The sequence below is a fragment of the Mariprofundus aestuarium genome, assembly GCF_002795805.1.
Lineage (GTDB): Bacteria > Pseudomonadota > Zetaproteobacteria > Mariprofundales > Mariprofundaceae > Mariprofundus > Mariprofundus aestuarium.
In genome coordinates this window covers 2,495,586-2,513,525 of the sequence record NZ_CP018799.1, presented here as the reverse complement: position 1 = coordinate 2,513,525, position 17,940 = coordinate 2,495,586, and the positions used below count along the sequence as shown (strand labels likewise).

Annotated in this window: 15 protein-coding genes and 1 pseudogene; 12 read left to right on the top strand and 4 right to left on the bottom strand. The window is 52.7% G+C overall.

Going from position 1 to position 17,940, the window contains the following annotated elements; translation table 11 throughout:
- Positions 1 to 3 precede the first annotated feature (3 nt).
- Entirely contained in the window at positions 4 to 4,221 is a 4,218-nt protein-coding gene (gene rpoC, locus Ga0123461_RS12120; protein WP_100278572.1) for a DNA-directed RNA polymerase subunit beta', read from the top strand.
- A gap of 90 nt (positions 4,222 to 4,311) precedes the next feature.
- Here the strand turns inward: rpoC and Ga0123461_RS12115 are convergent, their stop codons facing one another.
- From Ga0123461_RS12115 to Ga0123461_RS12105, 3 genes are all read right to left on the bottom strand, one after another.
- Positions 4,312 to 4,950: a glutathione S-transferase gene (locus Ga0123461_RS12115; RefSeq protein WP_232710229.1), complete on the bottom strand. Its 639-nt coding sequence runs from the start codon at positions 4,948 to 4,950 to the stop codon at positions 4,312 to 4,314.
- Positions 4,947 to 5,333 (bottom strand): Co2+/Mg2+ efflux protein ApaG, encoded by a 387-nt coding sequence (gene apaG, locus Ga0123461_RS12110; RefSeq protein ID WP_100278570.1) that lies wholly within the window; start codon positions 5,331 to 5,333, stop codon positions 4,947 to 4,949. The genes Ga0123461_RS12115 and apaG overlap by 4 nt, the downstream gene beginning before the upstream one ends.
- A gap of 137 nt (positions 5,334 to 5,470) precedes the next feature.
- Entirely contained in the window at positions 5,471 to 7,240 is a 1,770-nt protein-coding gene (locus tag Ga0123461_RS12105) for an AMP-dependent synthetase/ligase (protein ID WP_232710228.1), read from the bottom strand.
- Positions 7,241 to 7,428: 188 nt separating this feature from the next.
- Between Ga0123461_RS12105 and Ga0123461_RS12100 the strand changes: the two genes are divergently transcribed.
- The 11 genes and pseudogenes from Ga0123461_RS12100 to ilvN all read left to right on the top strand — a co-directional run bounded on the left by Ga0123461_RS12100 (position 7,429) and on the right by ilvN (position 17,517).
- Positions 7,429 to 8,382 carry a complex I NDUFA9 subunit family protein gene (locus Ga0123461_RS12100; protein WP_100278569.1) on the top strand — a complete coding sequence of 318 codons (954 nt, stop codon included), beginning with the start codon at positions 7,429 to 7,431 and terminating at the stop codon, positions 8,380 to 8,382.
- Positions 8,379 to 8,993 (top strand): glycerol-3-phosphate 1-O-acyltransferase PlsY, encoded by a 615-nt coding sequence (plsY, locus tag Ga0123461_RS12095; RefSeq protein WP_100278568.1) that lies wholly within the window; start codon positions 8,379 to 8,381, stop codon positions 8,991 to 8,993. Before Ga0123461_RS12100 ends, plsY begins: the two co-directional genes overlap by 4 nt.
- A 68-nt stretch (positions 8,994 to 9,061) precedes the next feature.
- Positions 9,062 to 10,108, top strand: a complete 1,047-nt coding sequence (locus Ga0123461_RS12090) for a LysM peptidoglycan-binding domain-containing protein (protein WP_100278567.1) — start codon at positions 9,062 to 9,064, stop codon at positions 10,106 to 10,108.
- A 36-nt stretch (positions 10,109 to 10,144) separates the two neighbouring features.
- On the top strand, positions 10,145 to 10,318 hold the full coding sequence (locus tag Ga0123461_RS12675; protein ID WP_232710227.1) for a hypothetical protein: 174 nt from the start codon (positions 10,145 to 10,147) through the stop codon (positions 10,316 to 10,318).
- 77 nt (positions 10,319 to 10,395) lie between these two features.
- A pseudogene (locus Ga0123461_RS12670) lies at positions 10,396 to 10,482 on the top strand (hypothetical protein); the annotation flags it as partial.
- Positions 10,483 to 10,526: 44 nt separating this feature from the next.
- Complete coding sequence (locus Ga0123461_RS12820; RefSeq protein ID WP_232710226.1) at positions 10,527 to 11,222, top strand: DNA-processing protein DprA; 696 nt, start codon at positions 10,527 to 10,529, stop codon at positions 11,220 to 11,222.
- A gap of 8 nt (positions 11,223 to 11,230) precedes the next feature.
- Positions 11,231 to 13,480, top strand: a complete 2,250-nt coding sequence (gene topA, locus Ga0123461_RS12080; RefSeq protein ID WP_100278566.1) for a type I DNA topoisomerase — start codon at positions 11,231 to 11,233, stop codon at positions 13,478 to 13,480.
- On the top strand, positions 13,449 to 13,934 hold the full coding sequence (rimI, locus tag Ga0123461_RS12075) for a ribosomal protein S18-alanine N-acetyltransferase (RefSeq protein ID WP_232710225.1): 486 nt from the start codon (positions 13,449 to 13,451) through the stop codon (positions 13,932 to 13,934). The genes topA and rimI overlap by 32 nt, the downstream gene beginning before the upstream one ends.
- A 10-nt stretch (positions 13,935 to 13,944) precedes the next feature.
- Positions 13,945 to 15,039, top strand: a complete 1,095-nt coding sequence (locus tag Ga0123461_RS12070) for an RNA-guided endonuclease InsQ/TnpB family protein (RefSeq protein ID WP_257790605.1) — start codon at positions 13,945 to 13,947, stop codon at positions 15,037 to 15,039.
- Between the two features lie 283 nt (positions 15,040 to 15,322).
- A complete protein-coding gene (gene ilvB / locus Ga0123461_RS12065; protein ID WP_100278565.1) occupies positions 15,323 to 17,023 on the top strand; it encodes a biosynthetic-type acetolactate synthase large subunit in 1,701 nt (566 codons plus the stop codon).
- Positions 17,020 to 17,517 carry an acetolactate synthase small subunit gene (gene ilvN, locus Ga0123461_RS12060; protein WP_100278564.1) on the top strand — a complete coding sequence of 166 codons (498 nt, stop codon included), beginning with the start codon at positions 17,020 to 17,022 and terminating at the stop codon, positions 17,515 to 17,517. Before ilvB ends, ilvN begins: the two co-directional genes overlap by 4 nt.
- A 26-nt stretch (positions 17,518 to 17,543) precedes the next feature.
- Here the strand turns inward: ilvN and Ga0123461_RS12055 are convergent, their stop codons facing one another.
- Positions 17,544 to 17,888, bottom strand: a complete 345-nt coding sequence (locus tag Ga0123461_RS12055; RefSeq protein ID WP_100278563.1) for a response regulator — start codon at positions 17,886 to 17,888, stop codon at positions 17,544 to 17,546.
- Between the last annotated feature and the right edge of the window lie 52 nt (positions 17,889 to 17,940).

The following is a 17,940-nucleotide window of genomic DNA, read 5'->3' as shown; positions in this document are numbered from 1 at the left end:
GTTATGCAAGAACTTCTCAAGATGTTCCAGAAGCCGTCCAGCGTCGAAGAGTTCGATGGTCTGAGGGTTCGTCTGGCTAGCCCTGAAAAAATTCGTTCTTGGTCTTACGGCGAAGTGAAGAAGCCTGAGACGATTAACTATCGTACCTTCAAACCCGAGCGCGATGGTCTTTTCTGTGCCAAGATCTTTGGTCCTATCAAGGATTACGAGTGTCTGTGTGGCAAGTACAAGCGCCTGAAACATCGCGGCGTGGTCTGTGAAAAGTGTTCGGTTGAGGTCATCCAGTCAAAGGTGCGTCGTGAGCGTATGGGTCATATCGACCTTGCAGCTCCTGTTGCGCATATCTGGTTCCTTAAGAGTCTGCCTTCACGCATCGGCCTGCTGCTGGATAAAACACTGAAAGAGCTGGAGCGCATCCTCTATTTCGAATCCTATATCGTTCTCGATCCCGGTCTGACTTCTCTGGAGCAGTTCCAGATTATGACTGAAGAAGAGTATATTGAGGCATTTGAGGAGTACGGAGAAGAGTTCCGTGCCGGCATGGGTGCGGAAGCACTGCGTGAGATGCTCAAGAACATTAACCTGGAAGAGGAGCGCCAGTCGCTTCGCGCCCAGATTCTGGCTACCAAGGCTGTTACCAAGCTGACCAAGCTGACCAAGCGTCTCTCCACCGTTGAGGCGATGCTGGGTTCCGGTAATCACCCTGAGTGGATGATTCTGGAAGTAATTCCTGTTCTACCTCCTGAAATCCGTCCGCTGGTACCGCTGGATGGCGGCCGCTTTGCGACCTCCGACCTGAATGATCTCTACCGTCGTGTGATCAACCGTAACAACCGCCTGAAGCGTCTGCTGGAGCTCAATGCACCAGAGATCATTACCCGTAACGAAAAGCGTATGCTGCAGGAGTCTGTTGACGCGCTGTTCGATAACGACCGTCGCTCCAAGCCAATTACAGGTAACAACCGTCGTCCGTTGAAGTCCCTTTCCGATGTGATTAAGGGTAAGCAGGGTCGTTTCCGTCAGAACCTGCTCGGCAAACGCGTGGATTACTCCGGTCGTTCGGTGATCGTGGTGGGTCCTGAGCTGAAGCTGCACCAGTGCGGCCTGCCGAAGAAGATGGCGCTTGAGCTGTTCAAGCCGTTTATCTACAACAAACTTGAATTGCGTGGCCTGGCCAACACGATTAAGGCAGCCAAGAAGCTGGTTGAGCAGGGAATCCCTGAGGTTTGGGATATTCTTGCTGAGGTTATTCATCAGCATCCGGTCATGCTTAACCGTGCACCAACACTGCATCGTCTGGGCATTCAGGCATTTGAACCTATCCTGATCGAGGGTAAGGCCATTCAGCTGCATCCGCTTGTTTGTACCGCATTCAACGCGGACTTCGACGGCGACCAGATGGCTGTTCATGTGCCGCTCTCCATCGAGGCGCAGACAGAAGCGCGTGCGCTGATGATGTCGACCAACAACATCCTCTCGCCTGCAACCGGTAGCCCGGTGATCGTACCGACACAGGATATGGTTCTGGGTATCTACTACCTGACCCGCGAACGTCCATTTGGAAAGGGTGAGAATATGGTCTTCTCCTCTCCGGATGAGGTACTTCGCGCATTGGATGCAGGCGCGGTTGGACTGCACAGCCGTATTGTCTGCCGTGTACGCGGTAAACGTGAACACACCACTTCCGGCCGTGCCATTCTTTCCACTGTTCTGCCTAAAGAGCTGCCGTTCTCAGCGGTTAACCGTGAGTTGGGCAAGAAGGATGTGGGCACACTGATCGAGCAGAGCTACCGCTTTGCCGGCAATAAGGCGACCGTACTGCTGGCTGATCGCCTGAAGGTTCTCGGTTATACCTATGCCACCAAGTCTGGCGCATCCTTTGCGCTGTGTGATGTGGTTGTTCCTGCAAGCAAGTATGAGATTGTAGCTGCTTCCGAAGCAGAAGTGGCCAAGGTTCAGAAGCAGTACGCCGACGGCCTGATTACAGCTGGCGAGCGCTACAACAAGGTGGTCGACCTCTGGACACATACCACTGAGAAGGTTGCCCGCGGCATGATGGACAACCTGGCTACTGAAGAGCTGACCAGCGCTGACGGTACGCAGAAGGAAACCACCAAGACCTTTAACCCGGTCTACATGATGGCTGATTCCGGCGCTCGTGGTTCTGCACAGCAGATTCGTCAGCTGGCCGGTATGCGTGGTCTGATGGCGAAACCTGATGGTTCGATCATTGAAACACCAATTACCGCAAACTTCCGCGAAGGCCTGACCATTCTTCAGTACTTCATCTCCACCCATGGTGCACGTAAGGGTCTGGCAGATACCGCACTGAAAACTGCGAACTCCGGTTACCTGACACGTCGTCTGGTAGATGTAGCGCAGGATGCTGTAGTTCGAATTCAGGATTGCGGCACTGATGCCGGTGTTACTATTACTGCCCTTGTTGAAGGTGGCGAAGTGATCGAGCCATTGTATGAGCGCGTACTTGGTCGTGTTCTGCTTGAGTCTGCTCTTGATCCGATCTCAGGCGCAGAGATTGCACCAGCCGGTGCGATGGTAAATGAGGAGCTGGCTGAAAAGATCGATGAAGCTGGTGTTGAGACAGTGCGCATCCGTTCCGTTCTGACCTGTGAAGCTGAAGAGGGTGTTTGTGCCAACTGCTATGGTCGTGACTTGTCACATGGCACCCCAGTATCAATCGGTGAAGCAGTTGGTGTTATTGCTGCACAGTCCATTGGTGAGCCGGGTACCCAGCTGACCATGCGTACCTTCCACGTTGGTGGTACGGCATCGCGTTCTGCTGAGCAGGCGCATGTTGAATCCAAGTTTGCCGGTGTGGTGAAACTTGAGTCATCAATTACGGTAACCGATAGCATCGGTTCTGAGATTGTGATCAACCGTCATACCGAAGCTGTTATTAATAACAGCAAGGGTAAAGAGATGGAGCGTCACCGTATCCCATACGGTGCTCATCTGCTGGTTAAGGATGGTGATGCATGCAAGACCGGTACGAAACTGGCCGAGTGGGATCCGTACACCATGCCATTGATTGCAGAGACCGATGGTAAGATTCGCTTCGTTGATCTGGAAGAGGGCATCACCATGCGTGAGCAGTCTGATGAGGTGACAGGGCTCTCCAGCCGTGTCGTAACCCAGCAGGCTGACACCCGCAAGGATGCGCTGCGTCCACAGATTCATCTGGTTGATCCAATGGATCCGGAAGGCGATCCGATTGTGTTGGCGCGTACCAATACACCAGCACGTTACTTCCTCTCACCTGGCGCGATCCTGAATGCTGACCATGAGTCAGAGGTAAAAGCAGGTCATGTACTGGCACGTGTTCCTCGCGAAGCTGGAAAGACCAAGGATATTACCGGTGGTCTGCCACGCGTTGTCGAGCTATTCGAAGCGCGTAAACCGAAGAACTTGGCCTTCATTGCAGGTGCTGATGGTGTGATCTCCTTTGGTAAGGATATCCGTGGTAAACGTCGTGTTTATGTTGAACCATCTGACGGTTCCGACAATCTGGAATACCAGATTCCAAAGGGATCGCAGATCCTGGTTCAGGAAGGTGACCGCGTACGTCGTGGTGAGCGCCTGATGGAAGGTTCACCTGCACCTCAGGATATCCTCAAGGTAATGGGCGTTGAAGCGCTGTCGACCTACCTGACTGATGAAATTCAGGAGGTTTACCGTCTTCAGGGTGTGAAGATCAACGATAAGCATATCGAAGTGATTGCACGCCAGATGATGCGTAAGGTTCAGATTATTGATCCAGGCCAGTCGAACTACGTCGCTGGCGAACAGCCGGTACGTAAGTTTGTTCTGCAGGCTAACCGCAAGCTGGAAGCTGAAGGAAAGGCTCCGGCAACATTCGAGCCAATCCTGCTGGGTATTACCAAGTCGTCTCTGAATACCGATTCGTTTATCTCTGCGGCATCGTTCCAGGAGACAACCCGCGTTATTACTGAGGCTGCTCTGGCAGGTAAAACCGACTGGTTGCTTGGTCTGAAAGAGAACGTGATTCTCGGGCGTCTGCTACCAGCAGGTACAGGTCTTGCTACCCGCAATGCACCGAAACCTGCAGTTGCAGAAGTGGCTATGGTTGAAGAGATCATCGAGAAGGCACCTGATGCTGATATCCTCGAAGAGCTTGGACAGGTCATTGATGACCGTGACCTGAGTGGAGCAGAAGATAGTGCAGAGGGTGAAGCGGCGTAAGCCACTCCTAGTGAAACAGAAAAGGGCGCCAATGGCGCCCTTTTTTTATGTCCGCAACTGTTCCAGTCAGGCAAGGTAGTAATAGGGTGGTTAAAACAGAAGGGTTTCTGCATCACCTGGGTGCCACTGCGCATGACGTTGCATGGCTGAGTTGAATCGTTCACTTTCAAGCCAGCGGTTCAGCCATGCCTGCAGGTTCGGGTATGGCAAAGAGGAGAACAGCTCAGGTTCAGTCGCAGCAAATTGACGCACAAATGGCAAAAGAGCGATATCAGCAAAACGCTCCTGCTCACCGCACAGGTTAATGCTTGCGAGAAGGCGTTCATCCAGTTCGGCAAGAAACAGCCCTGCCTTTTGCCTGTGAAAAGCGGCATCAGTTTCCGGGCCGAAGCGCTGTGGGTATTTATATCGGTCGAGGTGATATTTAAAGAAGCTGTCGTTGCGTTCTATCAGTACTGCAGCATCATCAGTTTCTGACCAGCCAGCATTATGCTGCCGCATTGCCCAATGCATGATATCCAGACTTTCATCCATGACGCTACCATCGGCTAACAGTAGGACTGGAACGGTTCCTTTGGGTGAGATTGCCAGCAAATGTTGCGGTTTTTCCTTGAGGAGGACCTCACGGATCACACATTGGATTCCAGCCTGAACCAGCGCCATACGCGCTCGCATGGCGTAGGGGCAACGACGGAAACTGTAGAGAATGGGCCTGTTTGCAGGTGTCAATTCAGGCAGCCGGGCACGGCCAGTGAAAAGAGCGCAACTGGAGCATCAAACTGCATACCATCGACACACTGCATCTGATAACTCCCCTGCATGCAGCCAACCGGCGTTTCCAGCATACAAAAACTATTATAGAAATGCTCTTTGCCCGCTTCAATCACCGGTTGTTCTCCGATGACGCCTGCCCCGTGCACCTCCTCTACCTTTCCAGTGGCATCAGTAATCAGCCAATGGCGGGAGATCAGTTGAACAGCCTGTGAGCCATTATTAATAATGCTGATGTAGTAGATAAACACGTAACGGTCATGCGCAGGATCGGAAGCCTCGGCTGCATATTCAGTCCGCACTGTAATGTTGATTGGATGGTCAGATCTATTCACAGGCATAAGATAACAGGGCTGGTATATTTATTCTCACCAGTGTGATTAAGGGTTTTCAATCATTCGAGCCTGAGCCAATGAAACTAAGAGCCAAGACCAGAAATAAAACTCTCGACCTAGGAGGCTATTAGTTATCGGATTTATCAGGAATAAAGGGACTCAAGGTTGTCTCTGTATTGCTCGTAAACCTTGCGGCGTTTGATTTTCATGGTGGGGGTCATCAGGCCGGCTTCGATGGTGAAGGGTCTGTGCAGCAAATGAATGCGGCGTACCTGTTCAAATGGATTGAGGGGTTTGAGTATGGCGCTGATTCTGGTTTGCAGGTGTTTTCTGAAAATCTCGGAACCGCAGAGGTGATCCCAATCGGTTTCTGGTAATCCCTGCTGTTTGGCCCAGGCCATAGAGGCCTCCTGATTGGGGATGATCAAGGCGACGAGGTACGGTTTCAGATCACCATAAACGACTGCCTGATCAATCTCTTCACTTGCAACGAGTAAACCTTCGATGCGTTGCGGCGCAATGTTCTCGCCGCCGGAATTGACGATAATATCCTTTTTGCGGTCGGTGATTTTGAGGTAACCATCCTTGTCTATTTCGCCAATATCACCGGTATGCAGCCAGCCATCTATCAATGCCTCTTTGGTTGCCACTTTGTTTTTCCAGTAGCCCGGCATGATATTATTGCCGCGGGCAATGATCTCGCCATCCTCGGCAATCTTGATTTCAACACCCTTACCAGCGAGGCCTACTGTGCCGATGCGTCTGTCGTGCATCGGATTGGCAGCAAGCAGAGGTGCTGATTCGGTGAGGCCGTAACCCTCAAGTACGGGCATTTTCAGTGTTTCGAAGAACTGGCCGACCTCAACACTGAGGGGGGCACCACCGGATACCATGACGCGCAACCTGCCGCCGAAGCGGCCGCGAATTTTCTCTCCCACCAGCTTGTCGAGAAGCTTCAACAGCAGGCCACCTATGGGGCCTGGATTCGCCTTGCCAGCGAGATAAAAATAGCTGTGAAAGAGCTTCTGTTTGAGCGGTGGTTGTTTACCGACCTGAGAGAGGATTCGGTTACGCACTACCTCGAGCATGCGCGGCACGGCAACCATGATCGTTGGCCTTGCTTCAGCCATATTCTTGGCAACGGTATCAGGTCGTTCGGCGAAGGCGACCGAGATACCGTAGGAGTAGGGGAGAAAGTGACTGGCAGTCCGCTCGAGCGTATGTGCAAGTGGTAGAAACGAGAGCATGCGCTCTTCACGCAGCAGCGATATGACGGCCGGAACCGTTTCAAGGTTCGTCAGGATATTGCCGTGCGTGAGTATCACGCCTTTGGGGTTGGCAGTAGTGCCTGAGGTGTAAACAATAGTTGCCAGCTGATCGCGCCCGATCTTGGCAAGCCGCCTGTTCAGGCGCTGATCATCGGCGTCACACCCCTCCAGCTCGGTAAGGTTGTGTACAAGTTCATCGTCACTTGAGTCATCGACTGCATAGATACGTTTCACTGCAGCGCATTCAGCCGCTGCTTTTTGCAGGTCACGAAGCAGGTGTCCGCCGGAGGTGAAAACGATAGAAGCGCCGGAGTCCTTGAGTACATAGGCCATGTCTTGTGGCCGGTAGGTGCAATAAAGTGGAACGGTTACCGCACCAACAGAGAGGATGGCGTAATCAATCACTGCCCATTCGGGCCGGTTCTCCATCAGCAAGCCGATACGATCACCCGGCTTGACGCCAGCAAGCATCAGTCCCGATGCAACATGGCGGATACTGCTGACCAGCTGTGCGTAGGTGATCGGCAGATACTCCCCATGCTTGCGGTACCACTGTGCGGGTCGAATTGCAGCGACTTCTCCCATACTGAACAGAGCTTCCGGCAGGTTGCGGATACTATCTATATCTGGCGGTACGAGATTCATTTGGATCTCGTGGCATTGGCTGGCAAAGCGAAGTGATTACAGGAAATAGTGCGCTCCTCCTCTACATGGTTCTCAGGTTAGACTAAAAAAATTAATGTGGAAAGCCAGAGGTCGCCAGCAGGCGCATTGACCTTGCCGATGGCAGGATCATACTTACCCTGAAAAACATTTCATATGGGAGAGGCATGATGGGACAGCGTGTTTGTATTATCGGTGGCAGTGGCTTTGTTGGGCGTGCCATTGCACAACAGGCAGTGGAGGCCGGGCATCAGGTAACTGTGGCCTGTCGCCATCCGGTCAAAGCGCGTGGCCAACTAGTGGATGGTGTGCGACTGGTTCGTGCCGATGTGACTGATGGTTATGGCCTCGATGATGCCGTTGCCGGATCTGACGTGGTGATTAATCTCGTAGGCCTGCTGTTTGAGAAGGGGCGCCAGAATTTCGAGGCAGCGCACGTGATCGGCACCCGTCACGTGATCAAGGCGTGCAAGGATAGCGGTGTGAAACAGCTTCTGCATATGAGTGCGCTGGGAGCCGGGGAGGTCGAGGCGAGCAAGTACTCCCAGACCAAGGCCCGGGCAGAACATCTGGTGTGCGACTCGGGACTGAACTTCACTATTTTTCGCCCTTCGATCATCTACGGAGCGGGCGACGCCTTCTTTAATAAATTCAAAGCGATGAGCCAGAGCATGCCCGTATTGCCGGTGATATCGGGAGACACCCGCTTCCAGCCTGTGTGGGTGCAGGATGTAGCACGCGCATTTGTGGCTTCTATCGGTAATCGCCATGTTGCAGGTGCAACATTCGAGCTCGGCGGGCCAAAAAGCTACAGCTTCAGAGAGTTGCTGGAGTTGCTGGTAAAAGAGATGGGCATTAAACGTACGTTGATTCCGGTGCCTGGTGTAGCTGCATTTCTGATGGCGGCTTTCACATCAGTGCTACCGACGCCACTAATCACCCGCGATCAGCTGATGCTTCTCGGGCGTGATAATGTGGTGGACGGTGAGCCATTCCCTGCAATATTCGGCACACCAGCCGCAGTCGAGGATGTCCTCCCTACCTACATCTCTGGCAATCGAGCGGATACGATGCAGCAAGGATGGGATAAAATGCGTGCGCGTTATCGTAAGGGTGGCATTTGAGTCTCTTCTTAATCCTTGCTGTTATTGCTGCCTATATGCTCGGAGCCGTTCCTTTCGGGCTGCTCTTGAGCAGGGCTCTCAGCAAGCGCGACCCACGCGAGCATGGCAGCGGCAATATCGGCGCCACCAATGCCATGCGTACTGGCGGCAAGCTGGTTGGTCTTTTAACGCTTTTGGCAGACATTGCTAAAAGCCTTATCCCTGTGTCCATTGCAGTTGCCATGGAGCTCTCTGAGGCTTGGATTGGTGCGATTGCAGCAGCAAGCTTTATCGGCCACATCTTTCCGGTCTATCTGAAGTTCAAGGGAGGCAAGGGTGTGGCCACCATGCTGGGCGCAATGCTTCCATGGCAGCCACTGGCAACATTGATAGGGGCCGTGATCTGGGGCATTCTCATCTGGCGAACGCGTTACGTTTCACTGGCCTCAATCGCAGGGGCACTGGCGTTGCCGCTGCTGGTTTGGATGATGGGTGGCTCACAACCGGCATTGATTGTCAGCATCCTTTTTGCTTCACTGGTGACTGTGAAACATGCAAGCAACATCAGCAGGTTGCTTGATGGCACCGAATCGACGATAGGTGAGGATCGCAAGGCGAGCCCCGATGCGTGAGTGTTTATTAAGTTGTTTGCACAGGGCGCTAGGCCGATCAATAAAGTGCACAGGCCGTGGAGGCATGTATGAAGTTTAGTCCGATTGTTCTGATCATAGCTGTTTTCGGTTTGTTCGCGGTGGCACCTGTTGCCATGGCCGATGAACTCGATACCAAAGGGGTGGTATCTGCTAACGATGTGAAGCCGAACCTGCCTCAGCCCTATGTCGTGAAAAAAGGCGATACACTTTGGGACATTGCCGATTATTTTTTCAAGGACCCCTGGACGTGGCTGAAAATATGGGAGCGGAACCTCTATATCACCAATCCCGATCTGATCTATCCCGGCAATAAAATCTGGTTTGATGGCGGACGGGCCGGTGGCCTGAGGGTGATTAAGCTAAAGCCAGAGGTCGTGTTCAAACCAGTTGAGCGACTGGAGGGTCCGGTTGACTCATCGATTATTATGACGGCTCTGATGCGACAGGATTTTATTCAAGCCGATCAGGTGGAGGGTGTTGGCCATATTCTCGACTCTCAAGATGAGAGGCTCAATTACGGCCCGCATGATCGCGTCTATCTCAGGCTGAATCAGCCAGCCAAGGCCGGGGACCTGTTTGATGTGTTTCGCACCACCAGCACGATGGTTGACCCCATCAGTGGCGATGACGTGGGTGTGCTGGTCGAGCATCGGGGCCAGGTCAGAGTGGTTTCTGAGGAAGATGGAATCTATCGTGGCGTTGTTGAGAAGGCGTTTGCAGAGATCTCCCGCAGTGATCGCCTGAAACCGGCCCGTGACCCCGACCTGAAAATTGTTCCACAGGCCGCTGAATTGCCGGTTCGCGGTTCAGTGATGTATATCCGCGATGATGGACGCGTAGCAGGACAGCACCAGGTGCTTGGTATTAGTCTGGGCATGAAAGACCGCATTAAGCCGGGAACGGTTATGTCGATCTATCAGAGTGGCCGTGTTATCCATGATCAGGTGACAGGTGAGGATGTTCGTCTGCCGAAAGAGAAGGTGGGTGAATTGATTGTACTGGTGCCACAGGAGCAGGCCTCCCTGGCGCTGATTACCAAATCTACAGCACCTGTTCACATTGGCGATGCGGTGTTGAGCAACGGCCAACAGTAAGTTTACAGTGAAGCCTTGGAGTGATGAGGCTGCTGCATGGCTCCGACTGTCACTGGTAAGTGGTATCGGGCCACTTCTTGGTCTCGCAAACTCACCGATGCTTGCGGAGGCATTGGAAATTTCTGGTCTGCCGGTGCAGAAGGGTGGCCGGATATCGTTGGTGTCGCCCCTCCCTGCACTTCTGCAGGCTTTAAAAGCGAGCAGGCCTGACTCAACCGCCCCGATTGTAGTGTGAAATGAATCAGATCAGACTGATCTGTCCGGATGATGATCTCTGACCCCAGACCCTGAATGATATCGGCGATGCGCCGCTACTACTATTTGTAAGGGGTGATGCCTCTGCACTAAACAGTGAAAGGATGCTGGCTGTCGTTGGGGCGCGCAGGGCCAGTCGCGAAGGGGTTCTGATCTCACGGCGTTGGAGCAGCTACCTCTCTCTGATCAGGGCGTTACCATTATCAGCGCCATGGCCTACGGTATTGATGCAGCAGCCCATGGCGGGGGACTTGAAGGGAGTTCGCCTACGATTGCCGTGCTGGGTTGTGGCCTGGCCAGCCTGAACGAAGAGCAGCAGGCGCAGGTTGAAGCAATCTGCCGGCAGGGTTGTGTCGTTTCCGAATTTTTGCCCGAACAGGGTGCAAGGCCGGAACAGTTTCCGCAGCGTAACCGGGTTATTGCCGCCCTGAGCCGGGCAACGCTGGTCATCGAGGCTGAGGTTCGCTCAGGCTCACTGATCACGGCCAGACTTGCCGGAAACTATGGTCGTGAGGTATTTGCTGTGCCGGGGTCAGTGCAGGTGGGCAACCATGCAGGCTGCCATCAGCTGATCCGGGGTGGGGCGGCTCTGGCCAGTGATCCGGCCTCCATCATGCAGGAGCTGGGGTGGTTTGGGGTAAAAGGTGATCTCTTTCCAAAGAGAAAAACCTATCAGCCGAGAAGTGAAAATGAGGCAAAAATCCTCGACCTTTTACACTCTGAGAGCCTTCATCTAGATGAGCTCACAGAAACTTGCGGGTTGACCATGCCCGAACTTTCCCCCATCTTGCTCGGCCTTGAGCTGCAGGGTGTCATTGAGCGCCTGCCCGGCAGCCGTTATCAGTTAAGCTCGGAGTAACCAAATACATGAGTGCTGTTGTCGTGGTGGAGTCTCCCGCCAAAGCGAAAACGATCGAAAAATATCTGGGCAAAGGCTACAAGGTGCTGGCCTCCTATGGTCATGTGCGCGCCTTCCCGAAGAAGGATGGGTCTGTCGACCCTGATAACGATTTTGCAATAAAGTATCAGATAATTGATGATAAGAAGAAGAGGCTGGATGCCATCGCAACCGCGTTGAGAAAGGCCGATACACTTATTCTTGCAAGCGATTTGGATAGAGAGGGTGAGGCTATTGCATGGCATGTTGCCGAGGTGATGCGCGAGCGTGGCCTGCTCAAAAATAAGCCTGTTCTACGTATTACGTTCAACGAGATTACCAAGAAAGCCATCACAGAGGCAGTTGAGAATCCATCGGAAGTGGATATGCAGCTAGTTGATGCTCAGCAGGCACGCAGTGCACTCGACTACCTTGTGGGATTTACACTCTCCCCACTATTGTGGCGCAAGATTCGCAGTGGGCTCTCAGCTGGCCGCGTACAGTCGGTTGCCCTGCGCCTGATTTGTGAGCGCGAGCAGCTGATTCGCGATTTCAAACCCAAAGAGTTCTGGACGATTGATAATGAGTGCCTCACTGGTCAGAAGGGTTTTCAGGCTCAGCTGCACGCTGTGGATGGCAAAGCATTGAGCAAATTTGCCATCACAGATGGTGTGAATGCCAAGGTGATGGCACGCCGTGTGGAGAAGGCTTCGTTCAGCGTCAGCGATGTTCAGAAGAAGCAGGCTAAACAGCAGCCCGCGCCTCCATTTATCACCACGACATTGCAGATGGATGCCTCTCGCAAACTTGGATTCACAGCCAGAAAGACCATGCAGGTTGCCCAGAAACTGTATGAAGGTATCGAAGTTGATGGTGAGCCGGTCGGTCTGATTACCTATATGCGTACCGATTCGGTAACGCTCTCTGAAGACGCTATTGCCGAGATGCGTTCTCATATCAGTAGCGCATATGGTGCTGAATACCTGCCTGAAAAAGCACGCCGCTTCAAAACCAAGAGTAAAAATGCACAGGAAGCGCATGAGGCGATTCGACCAACCTCTGTTGGGCGTACGCCGGATTCACTGAAGACAGTACTCGATGCCGACGGCCTGAAGCTATACAAGCTGATATGGAAACGTGCCCTGGCATCACAGATGTCCCCTGCCTTGCTGGATCAGGTGCGTGCTGATATTGATTCTGGAGATTTGACGCTCAGGGCTACCGGCTCGACATTGGCTTTCCCCGGCTTTCGCAAGCTCTATATTGAAGGTACCGATGAGCCGGGCAAGGGTGATAAAGATCGCCTCTTGCCTGCGCTGGCTGTGGGAGATGCTATTACCATTAAGGATGCAAATGCCAAACAGCATTTTACCGAGCCCAAACCTCGTTTTTCTGAAGCGACACTGGTGAAAGAGCTCGAAGCCAATGGTATTGGCCGCCCCTCCACCTATGCCTCTATTCTGAATGTGCTGCGCGCGCGCGAATATGTGGATATGGAGAAGAAACGTTTTGTTCCGACCGATACCGGTGACTGGGTCAATAAATTCCTTGTTGCATCATTCGGTGAGATTGTTGATCCGAAATTTACAGCTTCAGTTGAAGACAAGCTCGATGCTGTCGCCCGGGGTGAGTCCGGTTGGAAGCCGGTACTGCGTGATTTCTGGGGGCCATTTAAAGCGGCTGTAGATCTTGCCGCAACTGCAGAGCGGCCATCGGAAGAAACCGAAGAGAAATGTCCTGAATGTGGCAAGCCGATGGCTATCAAGCTGGGGCGTTATGGTAAATTCATGGCCTGCACCGGTTATCCTGAGTGCAAGGTTGCCCAACCTTTGAATGGTGCAGCTGAGAAGGCAGAACCGGAGCTTTCGGATCAGAAGTGTGATCAGTGCGGCGAGCCGATGGCTATCAAAAATGGCCGCTACGGTAAATTCCTCGGCTGCTCGGCTTATCCAGAGTGCAAGAATATCCAGCCGCTGGAGAAGCCAAAGGATACCGGTATCAACTGCCCGGCATGCGGTCAGGGAACCTTCCTGGAGAAGAAATCCCGACGCGGCAAGATTTTCTACTCCTGCTCGGGTTATCCCAAGTGCAAGAGTGCACTCTGGGATCTGCCTATCGACAAGCCGTGCCCTCAATGCGGTGCGCCATTTGTAACTGTAAAAATTACCAAGCGTCGCGGTACTGAGCATGTCTGTGTGACAGAGGGCTGTGGCTGGAAAGAGCTGGTGGAGGCACCTTAAGCTGACCGGTCATTTCACGATCCGAGCTGGTAGTGTTAATGATCTTACGGCTGTCTATGAGCTGAATCGTCAGGCTTTTGACTCCTGCTGGTCGTATCAAGCACTCTATTCCGCGCTTGAGTCGGGTTACGACCTGATTGTATGTGAAACTGGTGGCGAGTTGGCGGGCTATCTGCTGAGTATGACCATCCTTGATGAGATGCAGATTATGCAGATTGCCGTGGCCAAGCAGTTCCTGCGTCTGGGGCAGGCTGAAGCGATGTCCCGTTTTCTCATCGACACCAGTTCAGGGGTTTCTGTCATCCTTCTGGAGGTGCGGGTTTCCAACCGGGCGGCGCGAAATCTCTATGCCAAACTGGGTTTTGAAGAGAGTGGCTATAGGAAGAATTATTATGCCCCGGATGTCACAGGCATGTGCGAAGATGCGGTATTGATGGACCTTAAACTCGCTTAGACCCTGTCTTATCCAACGAGCCGTAAGACCCCATCGAAAGCGTAGCTTTGGGTGGGGATATAAGGCTCTCTCTGCCGGTTGTCGTCGATTCCTCTGGAACAAAATGCTTTCCATGAACCTTCAGCGGCTTAGGGATAAACAGCTGATCATGCGCTACAATGAGTCTGCCTGGTGGCTGACTTTCTGGAAGAAATCGGATGAGTTTGGCTTTCTCGCAACAGCCCAATCGCAGGTTTTGCAGCAGTGCCTCAAGGATCTGGATCGGGCTTTCAGCGATGGATTTGATCGCAAACAGCCTTTGAAACGCACGCCTCAATTCAAGAAAAAAGGCATGGGCGATTCATTCAGGTTTCCACAATCTATCCGGCTTGAAGGATCATCCGTTTTTCTCCCGAAAATCGGATGGGTTCGTATGCGTTTGTCGCGTGAGATCGAAGGGTCAATCCGAAGCGCAACAGTATCGCGCAGAGGCAAGCATTGGTTTGTCTCCATCCTGACAGCGATTGAAGTCGCTGAACCAGTCCATGAATTATCAACTGCAGTCGGTATTGATCGGGGTGTGGTAAATCTCGCAGTCCTGTCCGATGGATCGACTTTTGAAGGCTCAAAACCACTCAAAAGACTGGCTCGCAAAACCAAGTTTTCAAATAACTGGATGAGGCAGCGCGAACGCATCACTCGCCTGCATATCAAAATCGCAGATGCCCGAAACGACGCAATTCACAAAGCAACAACGATCATCAGCAAAAGCCACGCGGTGATCGTGCTCGAAGATTTGCGCACCAAAAATATGACGGCATCTGCAAAAGGCTCTCTCGATGAGCCAGGCTCCAAATTCCGGCAAAAAGCAGGGCTCAACCGATCCATACTCGATATGGGGTGGTTCGAGTTCGGTCGGCAACTTGAGTACAAGCAGCGTTGGCGCGGAGGTCAGGTGATCCTGATCAATCCGCGCAACACATCACGGAAATGCTCAGATTGTGGGTTCACCGATAAGGTGAACCGGCCGTCTCAAGCGCAGTTTTCATGCATGGCCTGCGGCCATTCCGAAAACGCCGATGTGAACGCTGCAAAAAAACATTCTGGCGGCAGGGCATGCCGTTAAAGCCTGTGGAGGGATAGGCAGTTACGCTCCCGACGAAGCAGGAACTGGAGGCGCAGCAATGCAACCTCTCCCGTTAGCCGCGTGAGCAGTTTTGGGAATCCCCATCCAAAGCATTTTGGGTGGGGAGGATGTCAATTGCCGCTAACACTTTAAGAGTCTTGGCTAAATAGCCTTGAATTCCCTTGTTTTTACTAGGTTTAATCAAGTCTGATTCCTTGACCCTCAGGCATGGCAGGTGCAGTTTTCGCATTCGATTTTTCCTTCCAAGAGCGGTGAGTTGACCATGAAACTGAGCGGTGCTGAAATCTTTGTTGAATGCCTTAAGCGTGAAGGCGTGGATACCATCTTCGGGTATCCCGGTGGTTCGGTGCTGCAGATTTACGATGCGATCTTCCAGCAGAGCCACTTCAAGCACTATCTGGTACGTCATGAGCAGGGTGCGTTGCATGCGGCTAATGGTTATGCGCGTGTTTCCGGAAAATGTGGTGTTGCTCTGGTTACCAGTGGGCCGGGAGCCACCAATGCGGTGACTGGTCTGGCTGATTCGCTTGCCGATTCGATTCCAACCGTCTGCTTTTCCGGGCAGGTTCCATCCGCACTGATTGGTAATGATGCCTTTCAGGAAGCCGATGTTGTTGGCATTACCCGGTCGGCCACCAAACATAATTTCCTGGTTAAGCGTGTTGAGGACCTGGCCCTGATTATCCGTCAGGCCTTCCACATTGCGACAACCGGCCGCCCTGGCCCTGTGCTTGTTGATATTCCAAAGGATATCAGTATCGATGTCTGTGAATTCGTCTGGCCGGAAGAGGTGAACATGCGCTCTTACCAGCCGGTAACCAAAGGGCATCCGGGACAGATTAAAAAAGCGGTCAGATCAATGCTGGCTGCCAAGCGACCCGTGCTTTACAGCGGTGGTGGTATTATGAACTCGGTTGGCAGTGCATCGCTGCTGCGTGAGCTTTCGCATGCGCTGAATGCGCCGGTTACCAATACACTGATGGGTTTGGGCGGCGTTCCACACGATGACAAACATTTCATCGGCATGCTAGGCATGCATGGCACCTATGAAGCGAACATGGCAGTTTCACATTGTGACCTGCTTGTCGCTATCGGTGCGCGTTTTGATGACCGCGTAACTGGTCGCCTTGATGCCTTTGCTCCGGATGCCCATGTCATTCATATTGATGTGGACCCATCATCCATTTCAAAAAACATTTATGCGCACCTGCCGATCGTGGGAGATGTTGGCATCGTCCTGAAGCAGCTGCTTGAAGAGATCGCACGCAGGAATGGCGAGCCGGATGGTGAGGCTCTGGAGCTATGGTGGGAGCAGATTAATGAGTGGCGTGCCAAGGACTCGCTTGGTTTTGAGCAGCCTGAAGATGGGCCGATCAAGCCGCAGACCGTGGTTCGCAGGGTGCATGAGAAAACCAAGGGGAATGCCATTGTGGCAACCGACGTGGGTCAACATCAGATGTGGGCAGCCCAGCACTACGGTTTTAACCGGCCGCACCGCTGGCTTACCTCCGGTGGTTTGGGAACTATGGGCTACGGTTTGCCGGCAAGCATTGGCGCCCAGGTTGCCATGCCGGATGAGAAGGTCGTGCTCTTTACCGGCGATTCATCGATTCAGATGTGCAGCCAGGAGTTCTCCATGGCTTTCCAGTACAACCTGCCGATTGTCGTGATTATTCTGAATAACGGCTATATGGGCATGGTTCGCCAGTGGCAGGAGATGTTCTACGAGTCCCGATATTCGCAGTCCTACTTCGATTCACTGCCGAATTTCGTCAAGCTGGCTGAAGCCTATGGCGGTGTCGGAATTCGTGTCGACAGGCTGGAAGAGCTGGATGTGGCACTGGACAGGGCATTGGGTGCTAACGATCAATTCGTCATTGTCGATGTTGCTGTATCGAAAGAGGAAAATGTGTTCCCGATGGTTCCAGCTGGGGCTGCCCTGAACGAGATGGTGTTGTCATGAGGCATACAATTACGATTCTGGTTGAAAACGAGTTCGGTGTTCTGACCCGTGTGGCAGGGCTCTTCTCTGCGCGCGGTTACAATATCGAGACGTTGAACGTGGCGCCGTTGAAAGATAGAACAGTCAGCCGTATGACGCTGGTAACGATTGGTGACGAGCGCGTTATTGAGCAGATTAAGAAGCAGCTCAACAAGCTGGTTCCTGTGATCAAGGTTGAAGACATCTCCCACGCCGTTCATCTGGAGCGTGGCATGTTGATGGTCAAGGTGAAGGTTGGGCCGGATAGTTCTGATGCTGTACTGGAATTTGCTGAGAAATATGATGCTAAGGTAGTCGATGACCATATCGATAGTCATATGATCCTGGAGTTCACCAATACTGTTGACGTTCTGGATACTATTCTCAGTGAACTAGAGCCTTTCGGGATCATTGAAGCGACTCGTACAGGGCCTCTGGGCATGCGCCGCGGATCTAAAGGTTTTACTGTCGACTAGGGTGCTCTGGTGCCATCTTTGATCGTTTAAGCAGGGCTGAAGCTTTCAATTATTGTGATGATGTGCTCGGGGCTAAACGGCTTTTGTATGAAGTGGAGGTCGCCGACAGCATCGCCAACTGGACGCCCTGAGATCACAATGGTGTTGATGCCTGGAACATGCTGAACCACCTTCTGGTGCAGCTGGCACCCGTTCATCCCCGGCATATTGTAATCGGTAATAAGTACATGTGGCTTCAGATCCACCTCTTTTATATGCGAGAGCACCAGTTCGGGGTGTTCGAAAACGTTTACCTGATAGCCAGCACTGGAGAGTAGAAATGCCAGCATTTCAGTAACGTGTGGGTTGTCATCGACAATCAATATATTCAACTCATGCCACCTCTCCCGTTGGCCGAACCAGTTATTTATATAGACCAGAATG